General features: G+C 68.5%; 16 protein-coding genes and 2 pseudogenes. 14 read left to right on the top strand and 4 right to left on the bottom strand.

The genetic code is table 11. The features are described from left to right. The 5 genes and pseudogenes from G6020_RS00275 to G6020_RS00255 form a co-directional block, all read left to right on the top strand. A pseudogene (locus tag G6020_RS00275) lies at positions 1-547 on the top strand (lipid-transfer protein); the annotation flags it as partial. Next, positions 544-1,758 (top strand): thiolase domain-containing protein, encoded by a 1,215-nt coding sequence (locus G6020_RS00270; protein WP_182609278.1) that lies wholly within the window; start codon positions 544-546, stop codon positions 1,756-1,758. The pseudogene G6020_RS00275 and the gene G6020_RS00270, both read left to right, overlap by 4 nt. After that, complete coding sequence (locus G6020_RS00265; RefSeq protein WP_182609277.1) at positions 1,755-2,273, top strand: nuclear transport factor 2 family protein; 519 nt, start codon at positions 1,755-1,757, stop codon at positions 2,271-2,273. The genes G6020_RS00270 and G6020_RS00265 overlap by 4 nt, the downstream gene beginning before the upstream one ends. A gap of 2 nt (positions 2,274-2,275) precedes the next feature. Further along, positions 2,276-3,181 carry a TIGR03619 family F420-dependent LLM class oxidoreductase gene (locus G6020_RS00260; RefSeq protein WP_182609276.1) on the top strand — a complete coding sequence of 302 codons (906 nt, stop codon included), beginning with the start codon at positions 2,276-2,278 and terminating at the stop codon, positions 3,179-3,181. A gap of 261 nt (positions 3,182-3,442) precedes the next feature. Then, the gene (locus G6020_RS00255; RefSeq protein ID WP_182609275.1) at positions 3,443-4,987 is read left to right on the top strand and encodes an HNH endonuclease signature motif containing protein; all 1,545 of its coding nucleotides are present in this window, start codon (positions 3,443-3,445) and stop codon (positions 4,985-4,987) included. A 20-nt stretch (positions 4,988-5,007) separates the two neighbouring features. Here the strand turns inward: G6020_RS00255 and G6020_RS00250 are convergent, their stop codons facing one another. After that, complete coding sequence (locus tag G6020_RS00250; RefSeq protein WP_182609274.1) at positions 5,008-6,048, bottom strand: alpha/beta hydrolase; 1,041 nt, start codon at positions 6,046-6,048, stop codon at positions 5,008-5,010. Between the two features lie 129 nt (positions 6,049-6,177). After that, entirely contained in the window at positions 6,178-7,422 is a 1,245-nt protein-coding gene (locus tag G6020_RS00245) for a cytochrome P450 (protein WP_182609273.1), read from the bottom strand. Between the two features lie 166 nt (positions 7,423-7,588). Between G6020_RS00245 and G6020_RS00240 the strand changes: the two genes are divergently transcribed. The 4 genes from G6020_RS00240 to G6020_RS00225 all read left to right on the top strand — a co-directional run bounded on the left by G6020_RS00240 (position 7,589) and on the right by G6020_RS00225 (position 11,567). Next, positions 7,589-8,755 carry a steroid 3-ketoacyl-CoA thiolase gene (locus G6020_RS00240; protein ID WP_182609272.1) on the top strand — a complete coding sequence of 389 codons (1,167 nt, stop codon included), beginning with the start codon at positions 7,589-7,591 and terminating at the stop codon, positions 8,753-8,755. Between the two features lies 1 nt (position 8,756). After that, positions 8,757-9,344 carry an N-acetyltransferase gene (locus G6020_RS00235; RefSeq protein WP_182609271.1) on the top strand — a complete coding sequence of 196 codons (588 nt, stop codon included), beginning with the start codon at positions 8,757-8,759 and terminating at the stop codon, positions 9,342-9,344. A gap of 109 nt (positions 9,345-9,453) precedes the next feature. Next, positions 9,454-9,870, top strand: a complete 417-nt coding sequence (locus G6020_RS00230; protein ID WP_173674835.1) for a nitroreductase family deazaflavin-dependent oxidoreductase — start codon at positions 9,454-9,456, stop codon at positions 9,868-9,870. Between the two features lie 302 nt (positions 9,871-10,172). Beyond that, positions 10,173-11,567 (top strand): hypothetical protein, encoded by a 1,395-nt coding sequence (locus tag G6020_RS00225; RefSeq protein WP_182609270.1) that lies wholly within the window; start codon positions 10,173-10,175, stop codon positions 11,565-11,567. Between the two features lie 88 nt (positions 11,568-11,655). Here the strand turns inward: G6020_RS00225 and G6020_RS00220 are convergent, their stop codons facing one another. Together G6020_RS00220 and G6020_RS00215 are read right to left on the bottom strand one after the other, a co-directional pair. Further along, complete coding sequence (locus G6020_RS00220) at positions 11,656-12,573, bottom strand: SDR family oxidoreductase (protein WP_182609269.1); 918 nt, start codon at positions 12,571-12,573, stop codon at positions 11,656-11,658. A gap of 90 nt (positions 12,574-12,663) precedes the next feature. Beyond that, a complete protein-coding gene (locus G6020_RS00215) occupies positions 12,664-13,455 on the bottom strand; it encodes an SDR family oxidoreductase (protein ID WP_182609268.1) in 792 nt (263 codons plus the stop codon). Positions 13,456-13,538: 83 nt separating this feature from the next. Between G6020_RS00215 and G6020_RS00210 the strand changes: the two genes are divergently transcribed. From G6020_RS00210 to G6020_RS00190, 5 genes and pseudogenes are all read left to right on the top strand, one after another. Next, complete coding sequence (locus tag G6020_RS00210) at positions 13,539-14,333, top strand: enoyl-CoA hydratase family protein (protein WP_182609267.1); 795 nt, start codon at positions 13,539-13,541, stop codon at positions 14,331-14,333. Continuing rightward, positions 14,330-15,259 carry a CoA transferase subunit A gene (locus tag G6020_RS00205; protein WP_182609266.1) on the top strand — a complete coding sequence of 310 codons (930 nt, stop codon included), beginning with the start codon at positions 14,330-14,332 and terminating at the stop codon, positions 15,257-15,259. The genes G6020_RS00210 and G6020_RS00205 overlap by 4 nt, the downstream gene beginning before the upstream one ends. Further along, the gene (locus tag G6020_RS00200; RefSeq protein ID WP_182609265.1) at positions 15,259-16,044 is read left to right on the top strand and encodes a CoA-transferase; all 786 of its coding nucleotides are present in this window, start codon (positions 15,259-15,261) and stop codon (positions 16,042-16,044) included. The genes G6020_RS00205 and G6020_RS00200 overlap by 1 nt, the downstream gene beginning before the upstream one ends. Next, positions 16,041-17,123 carry a nitronate monooxygenase gene (locus tag G6020_RS00195; protein WP_182609264.1) on the top strand — a complete coding sequence of 361 codons (1,083 nt, stop codon included), beginning with the start codon at positions 16,041-16,043 and terminating at the stop codon, positions 17,121-17,123. Before G6020_RS00200 ends, G6020_RS00195 begins: the two co-directional genes overlap by 4 nt. A 155-nt stretch (positions 17,124-17,278) precedes the next feature. Beyond that, positions 17,279-17,558, top strand: a pseudogene (locus G6020_RS00190) (hypothetical protein); the annotation flags it as partial.

The following is a 17,558-nucleotide window of genomic DNA, read 5'->3' as shown; positions in this document are numbered from 1 at the left end:
CACCACAGGTCGCGACGCCGCCGACCTGCTGGCCGAGCCGTATGTGGCCGACCCGCTGCGTCGCCACGACTGCCCGCCCGTCACCGACGGCGCAGGCGCGATCATCCTCGCTTCCGGCGACCGGGCGCGTGAGCTCGTCTCGAACCCCGCCTACATCTCCGGGATCGAACACATCATGGACTCCGCCGAGTTCGGCGCCCGCGACCTCACCGACTCCCCGTCGACCCGCGCCGCCGCAGTGCGCGCGACCGGAGCCTCCGGGGACCGTCCCGACCTGGGCGGCGTGACCGTCGCCGAACTGCACACCCAGTACACGCACCAGGAGCTGCTCCTGCGGTCAGCCCTCGGGATCTCCGACCGCGTGTCCGTAACCCCGTCCGGCGGATCACTGGTCGCCGACCCGTTGTTCTCCGCCGGGCTGGAGCGCATCGGCTACGCCGCCAACAGCATCTGGGAGGGCCGCTCCGAGCGGGCTCTCGCCCACGCCACCAGCGGCCACCTGCTGCAGCAGAACCTCATCTGCCTCATGGAAGGACGCACCGCATGAGCGCCCACAGCACCGGCTCCACTGATGTCGGCTCCCACAGCTCGGGGCTTCCCGCCGCCGTGCTCGGCACCGGCCAGACCCACCACGTCTCCCGCCGCACGGACGTCTCCATGGCCGGACTCTGCCGCGAGGCGATCGACGCCGCCATGACCGACGCCGGGGTGGGCTGGGACGACATCGACGCCATCGTCGTGGGTAAGGCCCCAGACCTGTTCGAGGGCGTCATGATGCCCGAACTGATGATGGCCGATGCCCTCGGCGCCGTGGGTAAACCGTTGCTTCGCGTACACACCGCCGGCTCCGTCGGTGGCTCTACGGCCGTGGTGGCCGCCTCGCACGTCCAGTCCGGCCGATACCGCCGGGTACTGGCCGTGGCCTGGGAGAAGCAGTCCGAGTCCAACGCCATGTGGGCACTGAGCCTGCCCGTGCCCTTCACCGCACCCGTCGGTGCCGGGGCCGGCGGCTACTTCGCCCCGCACGTGCGCTCCTACATCCGCGACACCGGAGCCCCCGAGCACGTGGGCGCGATGGTCGCGGTCAAGGACCGGATCAACGGCGCGATCAACCCGCACGCGCATCTCAAGCAGCCCGACATCACCGTGGACAAGGTGCTCGAAGGGCAGATGCTGTGGGACCCCATCCGGTTCGACGAGACCTGCCCGTCCTCCGACGGCGCGTGCGCCATCGTGATCGGCGACACCGAGGCCGCCGAGGCGGTGGAGTCCGCCGGCCGCCACGTCGCCTGGATCCACGCCACCGCCCTACGCACCGAGCCCGGCACCTTCGCCGGCCGCGACTACGCCAACCCGCAGGCCAGCCGCGACGCGGCCGCCGCCCTGTGGGCCGAGGCCGGGATCACCAACCCGGCCGAAGAGATCGACGCCGCCGAGATCTACGTGCCGTTCTCCTGGTTCGAGCCCATGTGGCTGGAGAGCCTCGGGTTCGCGGCCCGCGGCGAGGGCTGGAAGATGGTCGAGTCCGGCGCCACCGCGCGCGACGGCTCCCTGCCCGTCAACCCGTCCGGTGGCGTGCTGTGCTCCAACCCGATCGGCGCCTCCGGCATGCTCCGCTTCGCCGAGGCCGCGCGCCAGGTCATGAACCGGGCCGACCAGCACCAGATCCCCGGCGCCCGCAAGGCCCTCGGGCACGCCTACGGTGGCGGTTCACAGTACTTCTCGATGTGGGTCGTCGGAACGGAGCGCAAGCGATGAGCAATCCTTACCTGGACGAGACGGGCCAGTATCGGCCCCTGGAGATGAGCGACGCCGCGTTGGCGAGTCCCGCCTACGCCGCCGCGCGCCGCTCGTGGGCCGCGACCAACGCCGGCGACCGCGATGCCTGGATCGCCGGCTGGTCCCCCGAGGGCACCATCGAGGATCCCGTGGGACCGTCGATGTTCGACGCCGAGGGCATCGGCCACACCGGCACACAGCGGCTACTGGAGTTCTGGGAGAAAGCCGTGGCCGCACCGGACCACATCGAGTTCCGCTTCGACCGCGGGATCGCCGCGGGCGATGAACTACTCTGCATCGGCGCCATGCGCACTCATATGGGCGAGAACATCATGGAGATCGATATCGCCGTGGACTACCGCGTCGATCCCGACGGCCGTCTGGTGTCCCTTCGCGCCTTCTGGGAGCAGGACGTGGCCATGGCCTCGGGACTGCGGCCACTCACCGACGACGACAGGACCGCCATCGCCGGCGCCACCGGAAAGGGCAGGTAACCATGAACCGAGTAGTAGATGTCGAGTTCTCCGTCCCGGTCTCCTTCTCCCCCGTAGACCAGTACATCGAGATCGCCCGCGGCGCCGAGGCTGCCGGATTCGACCGCGTCGTGCTGCCCGACTCCCTGTTCCACCCGCGTCGGCAGGACAAGGACTATCCGTATACGCCTGACGGTTCGCGCATGTGGGACGAGGAGACCCAGTGGGTCGAGCCCCTGATCGCCTGCGCCGCCATGGGCGGGGCCACCTCGACCATCCGGTTCTCCCCGCAGGTGCTCAAGGTCGGGCCGCGCAACCCACTGCTGCTCACGAGGCAGGTGGCGTCCGTCGCCCTGCTGACCGGCAACCGGCTGGACCTGGGCGTGGGCATCGGCTGGGACCCCAACGAGTTCGAGTGGTGTGGCGCCCCGTTCTCCGGTCGCGGCAAGCGCGTCGACGAGTCGCTGGAGATCATGCGCCGCGGAATGGAGGGCGAGTGGTTCGACTTCCACGGCAAGCACTTCGACTTCGACGAGCTCATCTTCACCCCGGCCCCGTCCGAGCAGGTGCCTTTCTATGTGGGCGGCCACACGGAGATCGCGCTGAAGCGGGCCGCGCGCGTCGGCCAGGGCTGGACGAGCGCCATGATGGAGTTCGACGAGATCGTCACCACCGTCAAGCGTCTCGGCGAACTGCTCGAGGCCGACGGCCGCTCCCTCGCCGACCGCGGTGACGGCAAGCCGTTCGCCATCCAGGTGGTCTGCCTGGACAAGTTCGGCACGCGCGGCTTCACCGAGCTCGCCGAGGCCGGCGTCACGGACATCATCGTGATGCCGTGGATGGTCGAGGGCCACGGCTTCGATTGCTCAGCCGAGCAGAAGATCGAGTCGATCGCGAACTTCGGTCAGAAGTACGGCCTCCAGGGCTGACTGCTCGCCGTTCTCGCCCCGCCCGCGCCGGTTGCCCGGCCGAATTCTCAACACGAGGCCCGTCCCGCGCGATCCGCGGGGCGGGCCTCGTCGTCGTCCCCCACCCTCCCCCGCCACGCTCTACTTAGGGACGTCCACGCCCGCTTCCGTCATCGGGTTTTCGCAGCTAGAGGCGCTATTCACTATCGTGTCGGACCCGGTTGCTACTGTTCATCTATTCGAACACACGACCGATCAAGCGGCTGCGGAGGGGGCGGAAGCATGCCGGCAGCACCAGTGCAGAAGGCTGGCCCACAGGTACGGGCGCTCACTCTCGCGGCGCTCGACGCGCTCTACGCGGAGAACCGGGCCGCGGCCGCGAGACTTCGGGCATGCCGGAAGTTGTTTGAGCTGTGCGATGACGAACAACTCGACCGCGCGATCGCCGCAGGCTACGGCCCGGGCCTCGACGAGGAGCCGTCGTACGCGATCATCGACCCACTCCAGATCGCGTGCGCCGAGATCGTCGCCGCGTACGGCGTCCATCACCACCGCGCCAAGAAGTTGATCGCTCTCGCAAATGACCTCTCCGTGCGATTTCCCTCGCTGCTCGAAGCCATGGAGACAGGCCGTATAGATGAGCACACCGCCGAGATGCTCGCCCGTCACTTGCGGACGGTCGACGTGTCCGCCCTCGAGAGGGTTCAACGCGCAGTCGTTGACTGGCTGCTGGATGCTATCGACTCGGGTCGACGGCCCGGACGCGACGCGATCCTCAATGAGACCGACCGGATCATCCGCGAATACGATCCCGAGGGCGTGCTGTTGCGCCGTGCGCGGGCGTTCGCCGAACGGAACGTTCGGTTGCGCCGCAGCGAAGACGGGATGGCAGATCTGAACGCCCGCCTCTCCGCCCCCGACGCCCTGGCCATCTCCGAGGCCCTCAACGAGATCGCGCGGGAGCACAAACGGAGAAACCCCGGCGGCGCAGGTATGGGGCCGCTCAGGGCGGACGCGCTGGTCAACGCACTCCTCGGCCCGGCCGACAGCTCTACGTCTCCGGCCTCGACTCCGGCGGCGGCGGCGGCGGCGGCGGCGGGCGAGGCTGGCTCGACCGGGTCACTCATGGCGTCGATCCGGCCGAACATCACGGTGCTCGCGCCCCTTAGCCCGGACGGCGAACCCGAGGTCTATCTCCCCAGGGGAGGCCCCGCCACCATCGAAGCCCTCATCGCACTGCTATCCCGCAGCGTCGGCGCCACAATCGTTGTCCCCGACCCCGCGCCAGGGGCAGCCGACTCGGCCTCCCATGCCCGCCGCTACCGCCTCAGTCCGGAACTGGACCGCCGTATCCGCCTGCGCGACGGCACCTGCCGCCATCCCGGTTGTTCGGTTCCCGCGGACCACTGCGACATCGACCATTGCCGCCCCTTCAATCACTCCGACCCCAGCAATGGCGGGCTGAGCGTGGAAGCCAACCTCATGTGTCTGTGCCGGCAGCACCACCGGTTCAAAACCTTCCATGGCTGGAGGTACCGCCTGGACCGGGAGGGAACACTCACCGTCACCACCAACACCGGTCACATCATCACCACCGACCCCGCAGGGCCGTTGGCTCGATGGCGTCGAGATGTCGCCACCGAGACCGATCCCCCGCCTGACCCACCGCCCCACCCGCGACGGCGTCCGTGGCTCAGCCCGAAACCACAGGCCACTTACGGTCACAGACGCGAGAAAGATCTTGCCACCGAGCGAGAAGCCAACATCGCTGCCCGCTACGAGACACCGCTACCCCAGCCGGACTTCGAGCCACCGCCACCGTTCTGACCAATGGCGATAACCCGCGGCTACTTCGGGATGGCGTCCGTGATGTCGGCGAGACACTCGAGCAGCTCGCGGTGCGTGTCCTCGCTGGCCTCCAGGTGCATGAGATGGCCGGCGCGCGGAACGCTGCGGATCTGGCGGACGTCGTCGTGGTAGCGGCCGAGTTTCGTCAGCGGCTCGCGACCGTGGAACCCCTCGAGGTCCGGGTCGTGCTCGGAGTAGAGGAAGTAGTACGGCACCGGGTTGGTCTGGCGCTCGAACTCCTTGCGGGCGCGCCATGACACGTCCATCGCGCGGTACCACTGCAGTGGCCCCGCGAGCCCGGTGCGCGAGTACTCGGCGTCGTACACGTCCATCTCCTCCACAGACAGCCATCTCCACGGCAGCTGTGGCGACTCCGGAAGCGCGTCCATGTAGGTCGATCCCGGCGGGTGCTGCCAGACGTCCAGGTAGTGGTAGTCAGCGGACAGTGCCCAGAACACGCGGGTGAGGAAATCGCGCTCGTGGCCCGCGATGTCGGCCTCCGCGACCCCGGGTTGCGCGAAGTAGTGCAGGTGCAGGAAGTGCTTCTCGGCGATCATCGCCGAGCCCTCCAGGGGAGAGATCGATCCCGCGGTGCCCATGAAGGGGTTCTCCATCCCGATCACCGCGCGCACCCGGTCCGGCTCGAGATGGCACGTGTCGTAGACGACGCCCGCACCGAAGTCGAAGCCCACCAGGACCACCTTCTCGGGGCGCGGGAGCGCGTCGTCGATCACCGCGATCAGGTCGTCGACCACTTCCCGGGGCGCGTAGGCCTCGACGTCGGCCGGGGCATCGGAGCCGCCCATCCCCCGCAGGTCCGGCGCGATGACCCGCCAGCCGGCCTCCACGAGAACGGGGATCATCCGGTGCCAGGTGAACCAGAAGTGCGGAAAGCCGTGGACCAGCACGATCGTGCCGGGGCCGTCGGGGGAGCCGTCCGAGACGCGGGGTTCGGCGGCAACGTAGTGAAGCCTGACGCCGTCGCGCTCGACCTGGCGGTGCTCGAGGAAGGAGTCGTCGAGTATTCGTGGGTCGATCATGGTGTCACCCTGCCTGGTTCTCTCGTGGGTTCAGCGCGTTCTGGCAAAGCCCGCGATCACGACGACGGCCCCGGCGCCCCGCGGGCGCGGAGGGCCGGGGCCGTGGTCAGACCTGGACTGATCAGCCGATCAGGCGCGGACCGGGCACTTGAAGTCGACCTTGAAGTCCTGGATGGCGTTGAGCCATCCGGAACGGAGGCGGACCGGGTCGCCGAGTGCGGTGATGTCCGGCATGTGGTCGGCGATCGCGTTGAAAATGAGCTCGATCTGGAGCTTCGCCAGGTTGGCGCCGATGCAGTAGTGGGGGCCGTTGCCGCCGAACGTCAGGTGCGGGTTCGGATCGCGCAGGATATTGAACGTGAACGGGTCCTCGAACACGTCCTCGTCGAAGTTCGCGGAACCGTACATGATCGCGGCGCGGTCGCCCTTCTTCATGGTGACTCCCCCGATCTCCACGTCCTCGGTGGCGGTGCGCTGGAACGAGGAGATCGGCGAGGCCCATCGGAGGATCTCGTCGTACGCGGTCTCCGGGCGCTCAGACTTGAACAGCTCCCACTGCTCCGGGTTGTTCAGGAAGGCGATCATGCCGTGGGTTGTGGCGTTGCGGGTGGTCTCGTTTCCGGCCACCGCGAGCAGGACCACGAACCAACCGAACTCGTCCGCGGTGAGCTGCTCGCCGTCGAGGTCTGCCTGGACCAGCTTGGTCACCAGGTCGTCGCGTGGATCGACCTCGCGCTTGGCGGCGAGCTCCTGGGCGTAGTTGAGGACCATCGCGTTGGCCATCTGCGACTCCTCGACCTTGCCGGGGACGTCGTAGCTGGTCATCTGGTTGGACCACTCGAAGATCTGGTGGCGGTCCTCCATCGGGATACCGATGAGCTCGGCGATCGCCTGCAGTGGCAGCTCGGAGGCCACGTCGATGATGAAGTCGCCAGTGCCCTTTGCGCCGGCGGTCTCGACGATCTCCCGGGCCTTCTCCTTCAAGTTCTCGCGCATCTTCTCGATATTGCGCGGGGTGAAGCCCTTGGAGATGATGCGGCGGTACTTCTTGTGCTCGTCGCCGTCCTGGTTGATGAACAGCAGGCGGGTCAGCTCGACGATCTCGCGCTCCGTGCCCGGCGCGAAGCGCGGGATGGCGGTGTTCTCCCAGGTCGAGAAGACCTCGTTCGTGCGCCGGGAGATCTCCTTGACGTCCTCATGCTTGGTGACGACCCAGTAGCCGTCGTCGTCAAAACCATCGGCGCCGGGCTCGTTCGCACACCACCAGATCGGTTCGGTCCGCCGGAGGTGTTCCCACTCCGGGTGCGGGAGGCGCTTCTCGTAGAGCTCCGGGTCCGTGAAGTCGAACCCCTCGGGAATGGTGACTGGCTGCACTTGGTACTCCTTGGCCGCGTCGGATTGCGTCAGGTGCCCCCCACAGTCCCGGGATACTGCGTTCCCCTCCCCCGGGCTGTAATCTAGAACACGTTCCACGCACCATACTAGAACACGTTCACACCCGGCCAGGCTTTCCTCCGGCCGGATTCCCGGAAGGACACTCATGGGCAATCCCGTCATCGTCGAGGCTGTTCGAACCCCGATCGGCAAGGCCCGCGGCGCACTGTCGGGCCTCCATCCCGCACATCTGCTCGGCGCCTCCCAGAAAGAGGTCATCCGCCGGGCCGGCATCGACGCCTCCCTCGTGGAGCAGGTCGTCGGCGGCTGCGTGACGCAGGCGGGCGCGCAGGGCAACAACGTCACGCGCGGAGCATGGTTGGCCTCCGGACTGCCGTGGCAGACCGCGTGCACGACCATCGATTGCCAGTGCTCCTCCGCGCAGCAGGCCAACCACTTCATCGCCAACCTCATCCACGCCGGCGCCATGGACGTCGGTATCGCGTGTGGCGTGGAGTCGATGAGCTGGCTCTCGCTGCGCGCCGCCGTGGGTAACGGAGAGAACGGCATGCCGCGCCCGGACGACTGGGCCGTCGACCTCCCGGACCAATTCACCGCCGCCGACCGCATCGCCAATCGCCGCAGCATCAGCCGTGCCGACCTCGAGGAGCTGGGCGTCCGCTCGCAGGCCAATGCGAAGCGCGCGTGGGAGGAGGGCCGCTTCGATCGGGAAACCTTCGCCGTCGACGCCCCCGAGCGCCTCAAGGACGGCACCTACACCGGCGAGACGGTGACCGTCACCCGCGATCAGGGCCTGCGGGAGACCACCGCCGAGGCGCTCGCCGGCCTCAAGCCGGTCCTCGAGGGCGGCCTGCACACCGCCGGCACCTCGAGCCAGATGTCCGACGGCTCGGCCGCGGTCCTGCTCATGGACGAGGACGTGGCCAAGGCGCACGGCCTCAAGCCCCGCGCTCGCATCGCGCACCAGGCACTGGTCGGCGGCGAGCCCGAATACCACCTCGATGGCCCGGTCCAGGCCACGCAGCGCGTCCTCGACCGCTCCGGCATGTCGATCTCCGACTTCGATCTGTTCGAATGCAACGAGGCGTTCGCCTCCGTGCTCCTAAGCTGGGCGCAGGTGCATGGTCCGGACATGGACAAGGTCAACGTCAACGGGGGCGCCATCGCGATCGGCCACCCCGTCGGCAGTACCGGGTCGCGGCTCATCACCACCGCCCTGCACGAGCTCGAGCGCACGGACGGCGAGCGCGCCCTCATCACGATGTGCGCGGGAGGCGCCCAGGCCTCGGCCAGCATCATCGAGAGGATCTGACATGAGCAGCAACGTGATCGAAGCGGCGGCGGAGCGCCGGACGGAAGTCTTCGCGGCCATCGCCTCGGCCAACGGCACCGAGGACGCGGTCCAGGCGGTGTCCCACCTTCTGGCCGTGTCCGCGGACGAGGCGCGCGAGGTTCTGCGCGCCCCGCTGGAGTCGTTTATCGGAGCCACCACGGAGCACCCGGTCTCGGCCGGGCCGGCCGGGTTCGAGTTGCACCCGTTCCGGGATTCCGAGGACCACCGGTCGATCTACCACACCCGCTCCACCGACGCCTCGTCGGCGACGGGCGGCGAGTGGGACGAGAGCCGCACCGAGCAGGAGCGTCGCGACGGGCTGAGCCGCATCGAGTCGGAGTCGGCGATGTGGTTCGTCGCCATGGACACCGCGCGCGGCACCGCCGTCGGCCTGGTGTTCGGCGAGCAGATCAACGACGGCGACGTCGACGTGGCGATCTGGATCCACCCCGAGGAGCGCAAGAAGGGCTACGGCTTCCTCTCACTCAAGGAGAGCCGTCGCGAGCTCGCCGCGTTCTTCCCGGGCAAGCACGTGATCGTCCGCGCACCGCTGCCCAGCGGCAAGTGACGAGCACGCGGTGACGGACAGCCAACCGTCGGAGGGCGCATCCCGCCCCGAGACCGGCATCGACGACCCACGGCGTGGCGCGCCGTGGGTCGTCGGCGTCATCAAGGTCATGTCGCGGGTCAACACGTGGCTGTATCAGCGCACGGGCGGTCGGGTCGGTGGGAACTGGCGCGTGGGATCGGCGCTGCGGGCGCCGGTTCCGGTGTGTTTGTTGACGACGACGGGGCGAAAGTCGGGCCAGCCGAGAACTGTGCCGTTGCTCCATCTGCCCGAGGGCGATCGCGTTCTGTTGGTCGCCTCACAGGGCGGGCTCCCGTCGCACCCCCAGTGGTACCGCAACATCCTGGCGGAGCCTGCGGTCACCGTTCAGGTGGGCCGCCGGGTCAGATCCATGACGGCTCGGGAGGCCTCGCCCACCGAACGTGCGGAATTGTGGCCACGCCTGGTCGAGCGCTACGCGGACTTTGCTGAGTATCAGGCAAACACCAGCAGGGTCATCCCGGTAGTGATATGCGAACCCGCCTAACACCGCAGTCAGAGGCGTTTAGTTGCCCGGTCAACTTTGCCCACGTCAGGCACAGTGTCTCTCGTAAACTATGACTTGGGTCACTTGCCATAATTTAGATTGACAAAAGTTCACGTTCAGGGGATTCTCATGTGTCAGGTGACACAGTTGTCCAGTGAATTCGAGAGGATCCCCCGTTAATGAAGAACACCACCAGGGTCGCCGCGCTTGCCGCGACGACGGCCCTTGCCATGTCCAGCGCTGTCGGCGTTGCCAACGCGAATATCATTACCGACATCATTGGCGGCCTCACCGGCTCGAATATGCCTGAGGTCCCCGACTCGTCGACACTCACCATCCCCGGCTCCGCTGATCTCATTCCCGAGAGCATCATCCCCGACGGCTCCACTGAGGGCATCGGTCAGGGCTCTACCCAGGCCGGCGGTTCCGCCAACATCGGCGGTTCTGCCGGAACCATCGCCAATGGGATCTCCGATTCTCTCGGTGACACCAGCGGTTCCCTCCCCGCCGTCGCTGCGGGCAGTGGCGATCTGCTCGAAAATGGCGGCTCCCTGGGCGACACGCCCGGCGTCGTCGAGGGCTCGATCGAGACCATCACGGGCTCGGTCGACGGGGCCGACGGCTCCCTCAACTCCGTCCTCCGCGGCATCGGTGGCCTCCTCACCTCCGGCGGCTCCCTGTCCGACACCCCGGGGGTTGTCGAGGGGTCGATCTCAGAGGTCACAGGCTCGCTCACCGGCGCCAGTGGCTCGCTCGACGACTTCACCGAGTCCCTCACCGGTTCGATCGAGGGCGGCGGCTCGCTCACTTCGGTCCTCCGGGGCATCGGCGACCTGCTCAATACCGGCGGCTCCCTCTCGGGCGTCCTCGAGGCCACCGCAGGCTCTATTGAAACCGGCGGTTCGGCTGGCGACATCACCAGCAATCTCGGCGGCTCGCTCGACACCATCGGCGTCGGCATCTCGGACTCGCTCGGAGACGGCGGCTCGGCCGGCGACATCACGTCCGCCCTCGGTGGCTCCATCGAAGACGGTGGCTCCCTCGAGGCCATCACGAACGAGACCGCGGGCTCCATCGACGACGTCGCGGGTTCGGTCACCGATCCGACGGATGGCCTGCTCGGTTCGGTCACGGGCGGACTGCTCACCCAGGGGATCGCCGGCTCGCTCGGCGGCATGACCAACTCGGTTGCCGGCCCGGAGACCGGTCTGCTCGGCTCGATCACCGGCGAGGGTGGCTCGACCGGCCAGAGCTCCGACACGATCACCGGGTCGGTCAGTGACAGCACGGGCACCATCAACGGCTCCGTGGAGGAGCTCACCGGGGTCAACGGCTCGCTGACCGCGTTCACCGGTTCGCTGGAGAGCGGCTCGGACAACGGCACGGCGTCCCTGGCGAACGGCTCCCAGAACTCGGTTATGTCCACCAACATCGGCTCGACCGCCGGTCTGATGACCTCGCTCGATACCGCGGACAGCGTCGAGTCGAGCGTGGGCGGCGGCCTGCTGCCGATCCTGTCGGTGGGCGGCGCGCTCGCCCTCGGTGGCGCCGCGGTCGGCGCTGCCGCAGGCACCAACGTGCAGCTTCCGCCGCTGCCCGCAGTCCCGGGCTTCCCGCTGTGTGACCTGCCGCAGGCGCAGATCGACCAGCTCGCAGCACTGGGCTCGGTTGACGCCCAGAACTGCCCGCGCCCCTGATCTGATCAGGTCGCGCACAAGCGACGAGTAAACCCCGCACCTTCCCGGAAAGAAGGTGCGGGGTTTACTTATGTCCGGGTCCGGCGCCTCAGCGGGCGCCGTAGACAGGGACCGGGGCCGGCGACTCGGACAGCAGACGCGGGACCACGGAGCCGAGCTCGGCCGGGTCCCACTTGGCGCCCTTGTCCTGCGACGCGGCGCGCTGCCAACCGTCGCACAGGGTGACCTTGCCGCCCTCGACCTCGAACACGCGCCCGGAGACGTCGCCGGACTCCTCGGAGCCCAGCCACACCACGAGCGGCGAGACGTTTGCCGGGTCCATCACGTCGAACGAGCCGTCCTCGGGGGCGGCCATCTGCGCGGCCATGGCCTCGCCGGCCGAGGTGGTCATGCGGGTGCGGGCCGACGGCGCGATCGCGTTGGCGGTCACGCCGTATCCCTTCATCTCGGCGGCGGTCTGGATGGTCAGCAGGGCGATTCCGGCCTTGGCGGTGGCGTAATTGCCCTGGCCGACCGAGCCGAACAGTCCGGCACCCGAGGAGGTGTTGATGACGCGAGCGGTGCGCGGGCGGCCGGCCTTGGACTCGGCGCGCCAGTACTCGGCGGCGTGACGAAGCGGGGCGTAGTGGCCCTTGAGGTGCACGGTGGTGACCTTGTCCCACTCCTCCTCGGACATGCCGACGAGCATCTTGTCGCGCAGGAAGCCCGCGTTGTTGACCAGCACGTCGAGGCCGCCGAAGGTGTCGATGGCCTGCTGGATGAGCTCGCGCGCGCCGTCCCACGAGGAGATGTCGTTGCCGTTGATCACGGCCTCACCGCCGGCGGCCTTGATCTCGGCGACGACCTGCTCGGCGGGGTGCTCCCCCACGTCCTGGCCGTCGATGCCGGCGCCGAGGTCGTTGACGACGACCTTGGCACCCTCGGCGGCAAAGGCCAGGGCGTGCTCACGGCCGATGCCGCGGCCGGCGCCGGTGACGATGACGACGCGTCCGTCGCAGATTCCCATTGATTACTCCTTGATCGTGGTGACAGTGCGGGTGCGCAAGACCAGTGCAGGTACGCAGAGTCGGTTGAGGTGTGTGATGCCCGGTCGGGCTCAGTGCTTGTTCTCGGCGGTGGATGCCGAAAGGAACGCGGGCTTCTCGCCGCCGCCGTGGACGAGCAGCTCCGCGCCGGTGATGTACGCGGCGAGCGGCGAGGCGAGGAACGCGGCGGCGCGGCCCACGTCGGCGGGCTCGGCCATGCGCCCCATGGGGATGGTGGCGTCGACGGCGGCCACCCCGTCGGCGTCGCCGTAGTGCAATTCGGCCTGTTCGGTCTTGACCGGCCCCACCACGACGGAGTTCACGCGCACGGCCGGGGCCCACTCGACGGCGAGCGACTGGGTGAGCGAGTCGATGCCGGCCTTGGCGGCGCCGTAGGAGGCGGTGCCGGGCGAGGGCCGGTGGCCGGAGACGGAGGAGATGTTGACGATCGCGCCGCCGATCTGGCCGTCGGGCCCATCGGCGGACATGACCCGGTGGGCCTCCTGCGCGACGGTGAGTGCGGACAGCAGGTTGAGGGCGACGATCTTGGAGTGGAAGTTGGCGCTGGCGTCGGCGGCGAGGGCGAACGGGGCGCCGCCGGCGTTGTTGACCACCACGTCGAGGCGGCCGTGCTTGGCGACGATCTCGTCGACCATCGCGCGCACCGCCTCCGGGTCCCGGAGGTCGGCGGAGTGGAACTCGAGGTCCGCGACATCGGAACCGTCGTCCGCGGGTCGCCGCGCACAGGTGACGACGACGGCGCCGGCATCTCTGAAGACGCGACTGATTCCGGCGCCCACGCCCCGGACCCCTCCGGTAACGAGGACTACCTTGCCCGCCAGACCAAGATCGATGTTCGTCATGCGTGCTAGCCTACCAAGCAAGCGTTTGGTTAGTCACCGGACCGTTCCGAGACGAGCGGACGGTGGCGTGCGAAGGGAGCACCATGGGCATCAGCGTCGACAAGGGCGCAGACGGTATCGCGACCGTCACCGTCGACTATCCCCCCGTCAACGCCATCCCGTCCGCGGGCTGGTTCGAACTCGGCGAACAGATCCTCGCCGCCGGCCGGGACCCCGAGGTACACGTCGTGATCCTCCGGGCCGAGGGCCGGGGATTCAACGCGGGCGTCGACATCAAGGAGATGCAGGACTTCGAGGGCTTCGACCACCTGCTGGCCGCCAACCGCGGCTGCTACGTGGCCTTCAACGCCGTGTACGAGTGCGCGGTCCCCGTGATCGCCGCGGTGAACGGCTTCTGCGTGGGCGGCGGCATCGGACTGGTGGGCAACGCCGACTGCATCGTCGCCTCGGACGACGCGGTGTTCGGCCTGCCCGAGGTGGACCGTGGGGCGCTCGGCGCGGCCACGCACCTGGCGCGCATGGTGCCGCCGCACATGATGCGCACCCTGTACTTCACCTCGCGCAACGTCACGGCGCAGCAGCTCCACTCGTGGGGCACCGTCTACAACGTGGTCCCCCGCGACCAGCTGGTCGCCGCGGCACGCGACCTCGCCGAGACCATCGCGGCCAAGGACACGCGGGTCATCCGGGCGGCCAAGGAAGCCATCAACCACATCGATCCCATTGACGTGAAGTCCTCCTACCGGATGGAGCAGGGTTTCACGTTCGAACTCAACCTCGCCGGCGTGGCAGACGAGCACCGCGACGAGTTCGTCAAGACGGGCCTGAATCTGGACAAACGAGACAAGCGATCCGAGAGGACGGGCGAGAACAAGTGAGCAGCACCCCCACCCCGCGCGACAAGCGCTCCAGCCTGGACGAGGCCGTCTCACGCCTCTCCAGCGGCATGACGATCGGCATAGGCGGCTGGGGTTCCCGACGCAAGCCGATGGCCCTGGTACGCGCGATCCTCCGCCGCGAGGACCTCACCGACCTCACCGTCATCACCTACGGCGGCCCGGACCTCGGCCTGCTGTGCTCGGCCGGCAAGGTCTCCAAGGCCTACTACGGCTTCGTCACCCTGGACTCCGCCCCGTTCTACGACCCGTGGTTCGCCACGCGCCGCACCGAGGGGTCGATCATCTCCCGCGAGATGGACGAGGGCATGGTGCGCGCGGGCCTCACCGCCGCCGCGCAGCGCCTGCCGTTCCTGCCGACCCGCGCCGGCCTCGGCTCGGACGTCTTCCGGTTCTGGGGCGACGAGCTCAAGACCGTCGACTCGCCGTACCAGGTCGACGGCAAGACCGAGACCCTGGTCGCGATGCCCGCCCTACGCATGGATGCCGCGCTGATCCACCTGGACAAGGCGGACAAGCACGGCAACGCCGCGTTCACCGGCGCCGACGGGTACTTCGACGATCTCTACGCCATGGCCGCGGACACCGTCCTGCTCGAGACCGACGAGATCGTCGATTCCGCGGACGCCCTGATGAACGAGGTCGGCCCGCAACGCATGCTGCTCAGCCGCATGTTCGTCGACACCGTCTCCGAGGCCCCGAACGGCGCCCACTTCACGTTCGCGGGTAACTACGGCCGCGACGAGGCGTTCCAGAAGCACTACGCCACCTCAGCCAAGGATGAGGATTCCTGGAAGTCGTTCGTCGACGAGTTCCTGTCCGGGTCCGAGGAGGACTACCAGAAGGCCGTCACCGCGTTCGCGGAGAAGGTCGCTGCCGAGAAGGCCGCCCAGAAGGGAGCCAAGTGATGTCCGACGTCACCACCGAGACCGCTACCACTCAGTCCATCAGCAGGGCCGAGTACTGCGCTGTCGCCTGCGCGGAGATCTTCGCCGGCGCCGGTGAGATCTTCGCCTCGCCGATGACCCCGATGGCCACCATCGGCGCGCGTCTGGCCCGGCTCACCACCGAGCCGGACCTGCTCATCACCGACGGCGAGTACCGATTCCTCGGCCAAACCCCGCCGCTGGGCAAGACCATCGACTTCGAGGGATACATCCCGTTCCCCCGCGTGTTCGACGTCCTGCAGGCCGGCACCCGCCACGTGGTGATGGGCGCCAACCAGATCGACCGCTTCGGCAACCAGAACCTCTCCGCGTTCGGTGACGACGTTCAGAAGCCCACCCGCCAGATGTTCGGCCTGCGCGGGGCGCCCGGCAACTCGATCAACCACGCCACCAGCTACTGGGTGGGCAAGCACTCCTCCCGGGTCTTCACGGCGAAGGTCGACGTCGTCTGCGGCGTCGGTTATGACCGCTACACCGAGGGTGACCCCGCGTTCCGCTACCACCACATCCACCGGGTGGTCTCCAACCTGGGCGTGTTCGACTTCGGCGGCGCCGACCGCAGCATGCGTGCGGTCAGCCTGCACCCCGGCGTCACCGCTGATGAGGTCGCCGAGAACACGGGCTTCGAGATCGAGGGCCTGGCCGACGCCGCGGTCACCCGCGACCCCTCGGACGAGGAGCTGCGCATCATCCGCGAGGTGCTGGATCCGCGCGGGTTCCGCGACCGCGAGGTGCCGGCCGCATGAGCGCCCCGACACTGTCCACGGCCTTCACCGAGCTCGTCGGTGTCGAGTACCCGATCGTCCAGACGGGCATGGGCTGGGTCTCCGGACCCGAGCTGACGGCGGCCACGGCCAACGCCGGCGGACTGGGGATCATCGCCTCGGCCACCATGACCTACGCCGAGCTCGAGGACGCCATCGTGCGGACCAAGAAGCTCACCTCCAAGCCCTTCGGCATCAACCTCCGGGCCGACGCCGAGGACGCCGCCGAGCGGTGCGAGCTGATGATCCGCCACGGGGTGAAGGTCGCGTCGTTCGCCCTCGCGCCCAAGCCGGAGTTGATCGCCCGGCTGAAGGAGAACGGCCTCGTCGTCGTCCCCTCCATCGGTGCGGCCAAGCACGCCGTCAAGGTGGCCTCCTGGGGCGCCGACGCGGTGATCGTCCAGGGCGGTGAGGGCGGTGGCCATACCGGCCAGGTCGCCACCACCCTGCTCCTCCCCAGTGTCATCGACGCCCTCGGTGGCGCGGGAAACACCTCGATCCCCGTGGTCGCGGGCGGCGGTTTCTTCGACGGCCGCGGACTGGTCGCGGCGCTGTCCTACGGCGCCGCGGGCGTCGCGATGGGCACCCGCTTCCTGCTCACCAGCGACTCCCGGGTGCCCGACGCGGTGAAGAAGCAGTACCTCGAGCGCGGGCTCCAGGACACCGTCGTCTCCACCCGTGTCGACGGCATGCCCCACCGCGTCCTGCGCACCGGCCTGGTCAACGCCCTCGAATCGGGCAGCCCCCTCAAGGGCATGGCCGCCGCCGTCCAGAACGCCAATAAGTTCAAGTCCATGACCGGCATGAAGTGGCAACAGCTGGCCAAGGACGGCCTCAACATGAAGAAGGCGTCCGACCGGACGTGGCAGCAGATCGTCATGGCCGCCAACACCCCGATGCTGCTCAAGGCCGGGCTGGTCGAGGGCAACACCGAGGCCGGAGTCCTCGCCTCCGGACAGGTCGTGGGCATGATCGACGACCTGCCGAGCTGCGACGAACTGATCCAACGGATCATGACCCAGGCTCACGAACGGCTGGACGCCCTCCGCGAGCTCCGCTGAAGCACCTCCCCCCGAACGCCCCCACCCTGTGCTCACAACGGGTGGGGGCGTTCGTATTCGATAATCACCACGTATGGCGAACTCTTGGCTTATCCTTAGACAGTTCACATATCAGGCGGGCTCGGCCCGTCCCATCCCCTCCGGAGGAACCCCTCATGTCCCGTACTGCTCTCCGCACCGCCGCCGCCCTCGGCGCGGCCACCGCACTGACCATCGCCGGCGCCGGCGTCGCGGCCGCGACCACGGCCGACTCGTCCGTCGATGGCAACACCGTGACCGTGACCTTCACGCTTGACGGAGGATTCCTTGACGCGGATGCCTGCGGTGCGCTCCTCGCGCCGACCGCGACGGCCGCCACCCTCGCCGGACAGCTCGCGACCGCCAACGACACGAACCTCCTGACCACCCTGCAGGCCATCAGCGAGGCCCCCGGGG

Origin of the sequence: Dietzia sp. B19, assembly GCF_014145155.1 — a bacterium.
In the GTDB taxonomy this organism is placed as follows: domain Bacteria; phylum Actinomycetota; class Actinomycetes; order Mycobacteriales; family Mycobacteriaceae; genus Dietzia; species Dietzia natronolimnaea.
The sequence above is the reverse complement of the archived record's forward strand: the minus strand, read 5'-3'. Positions and strand labels throughout refer to the sequence as shown.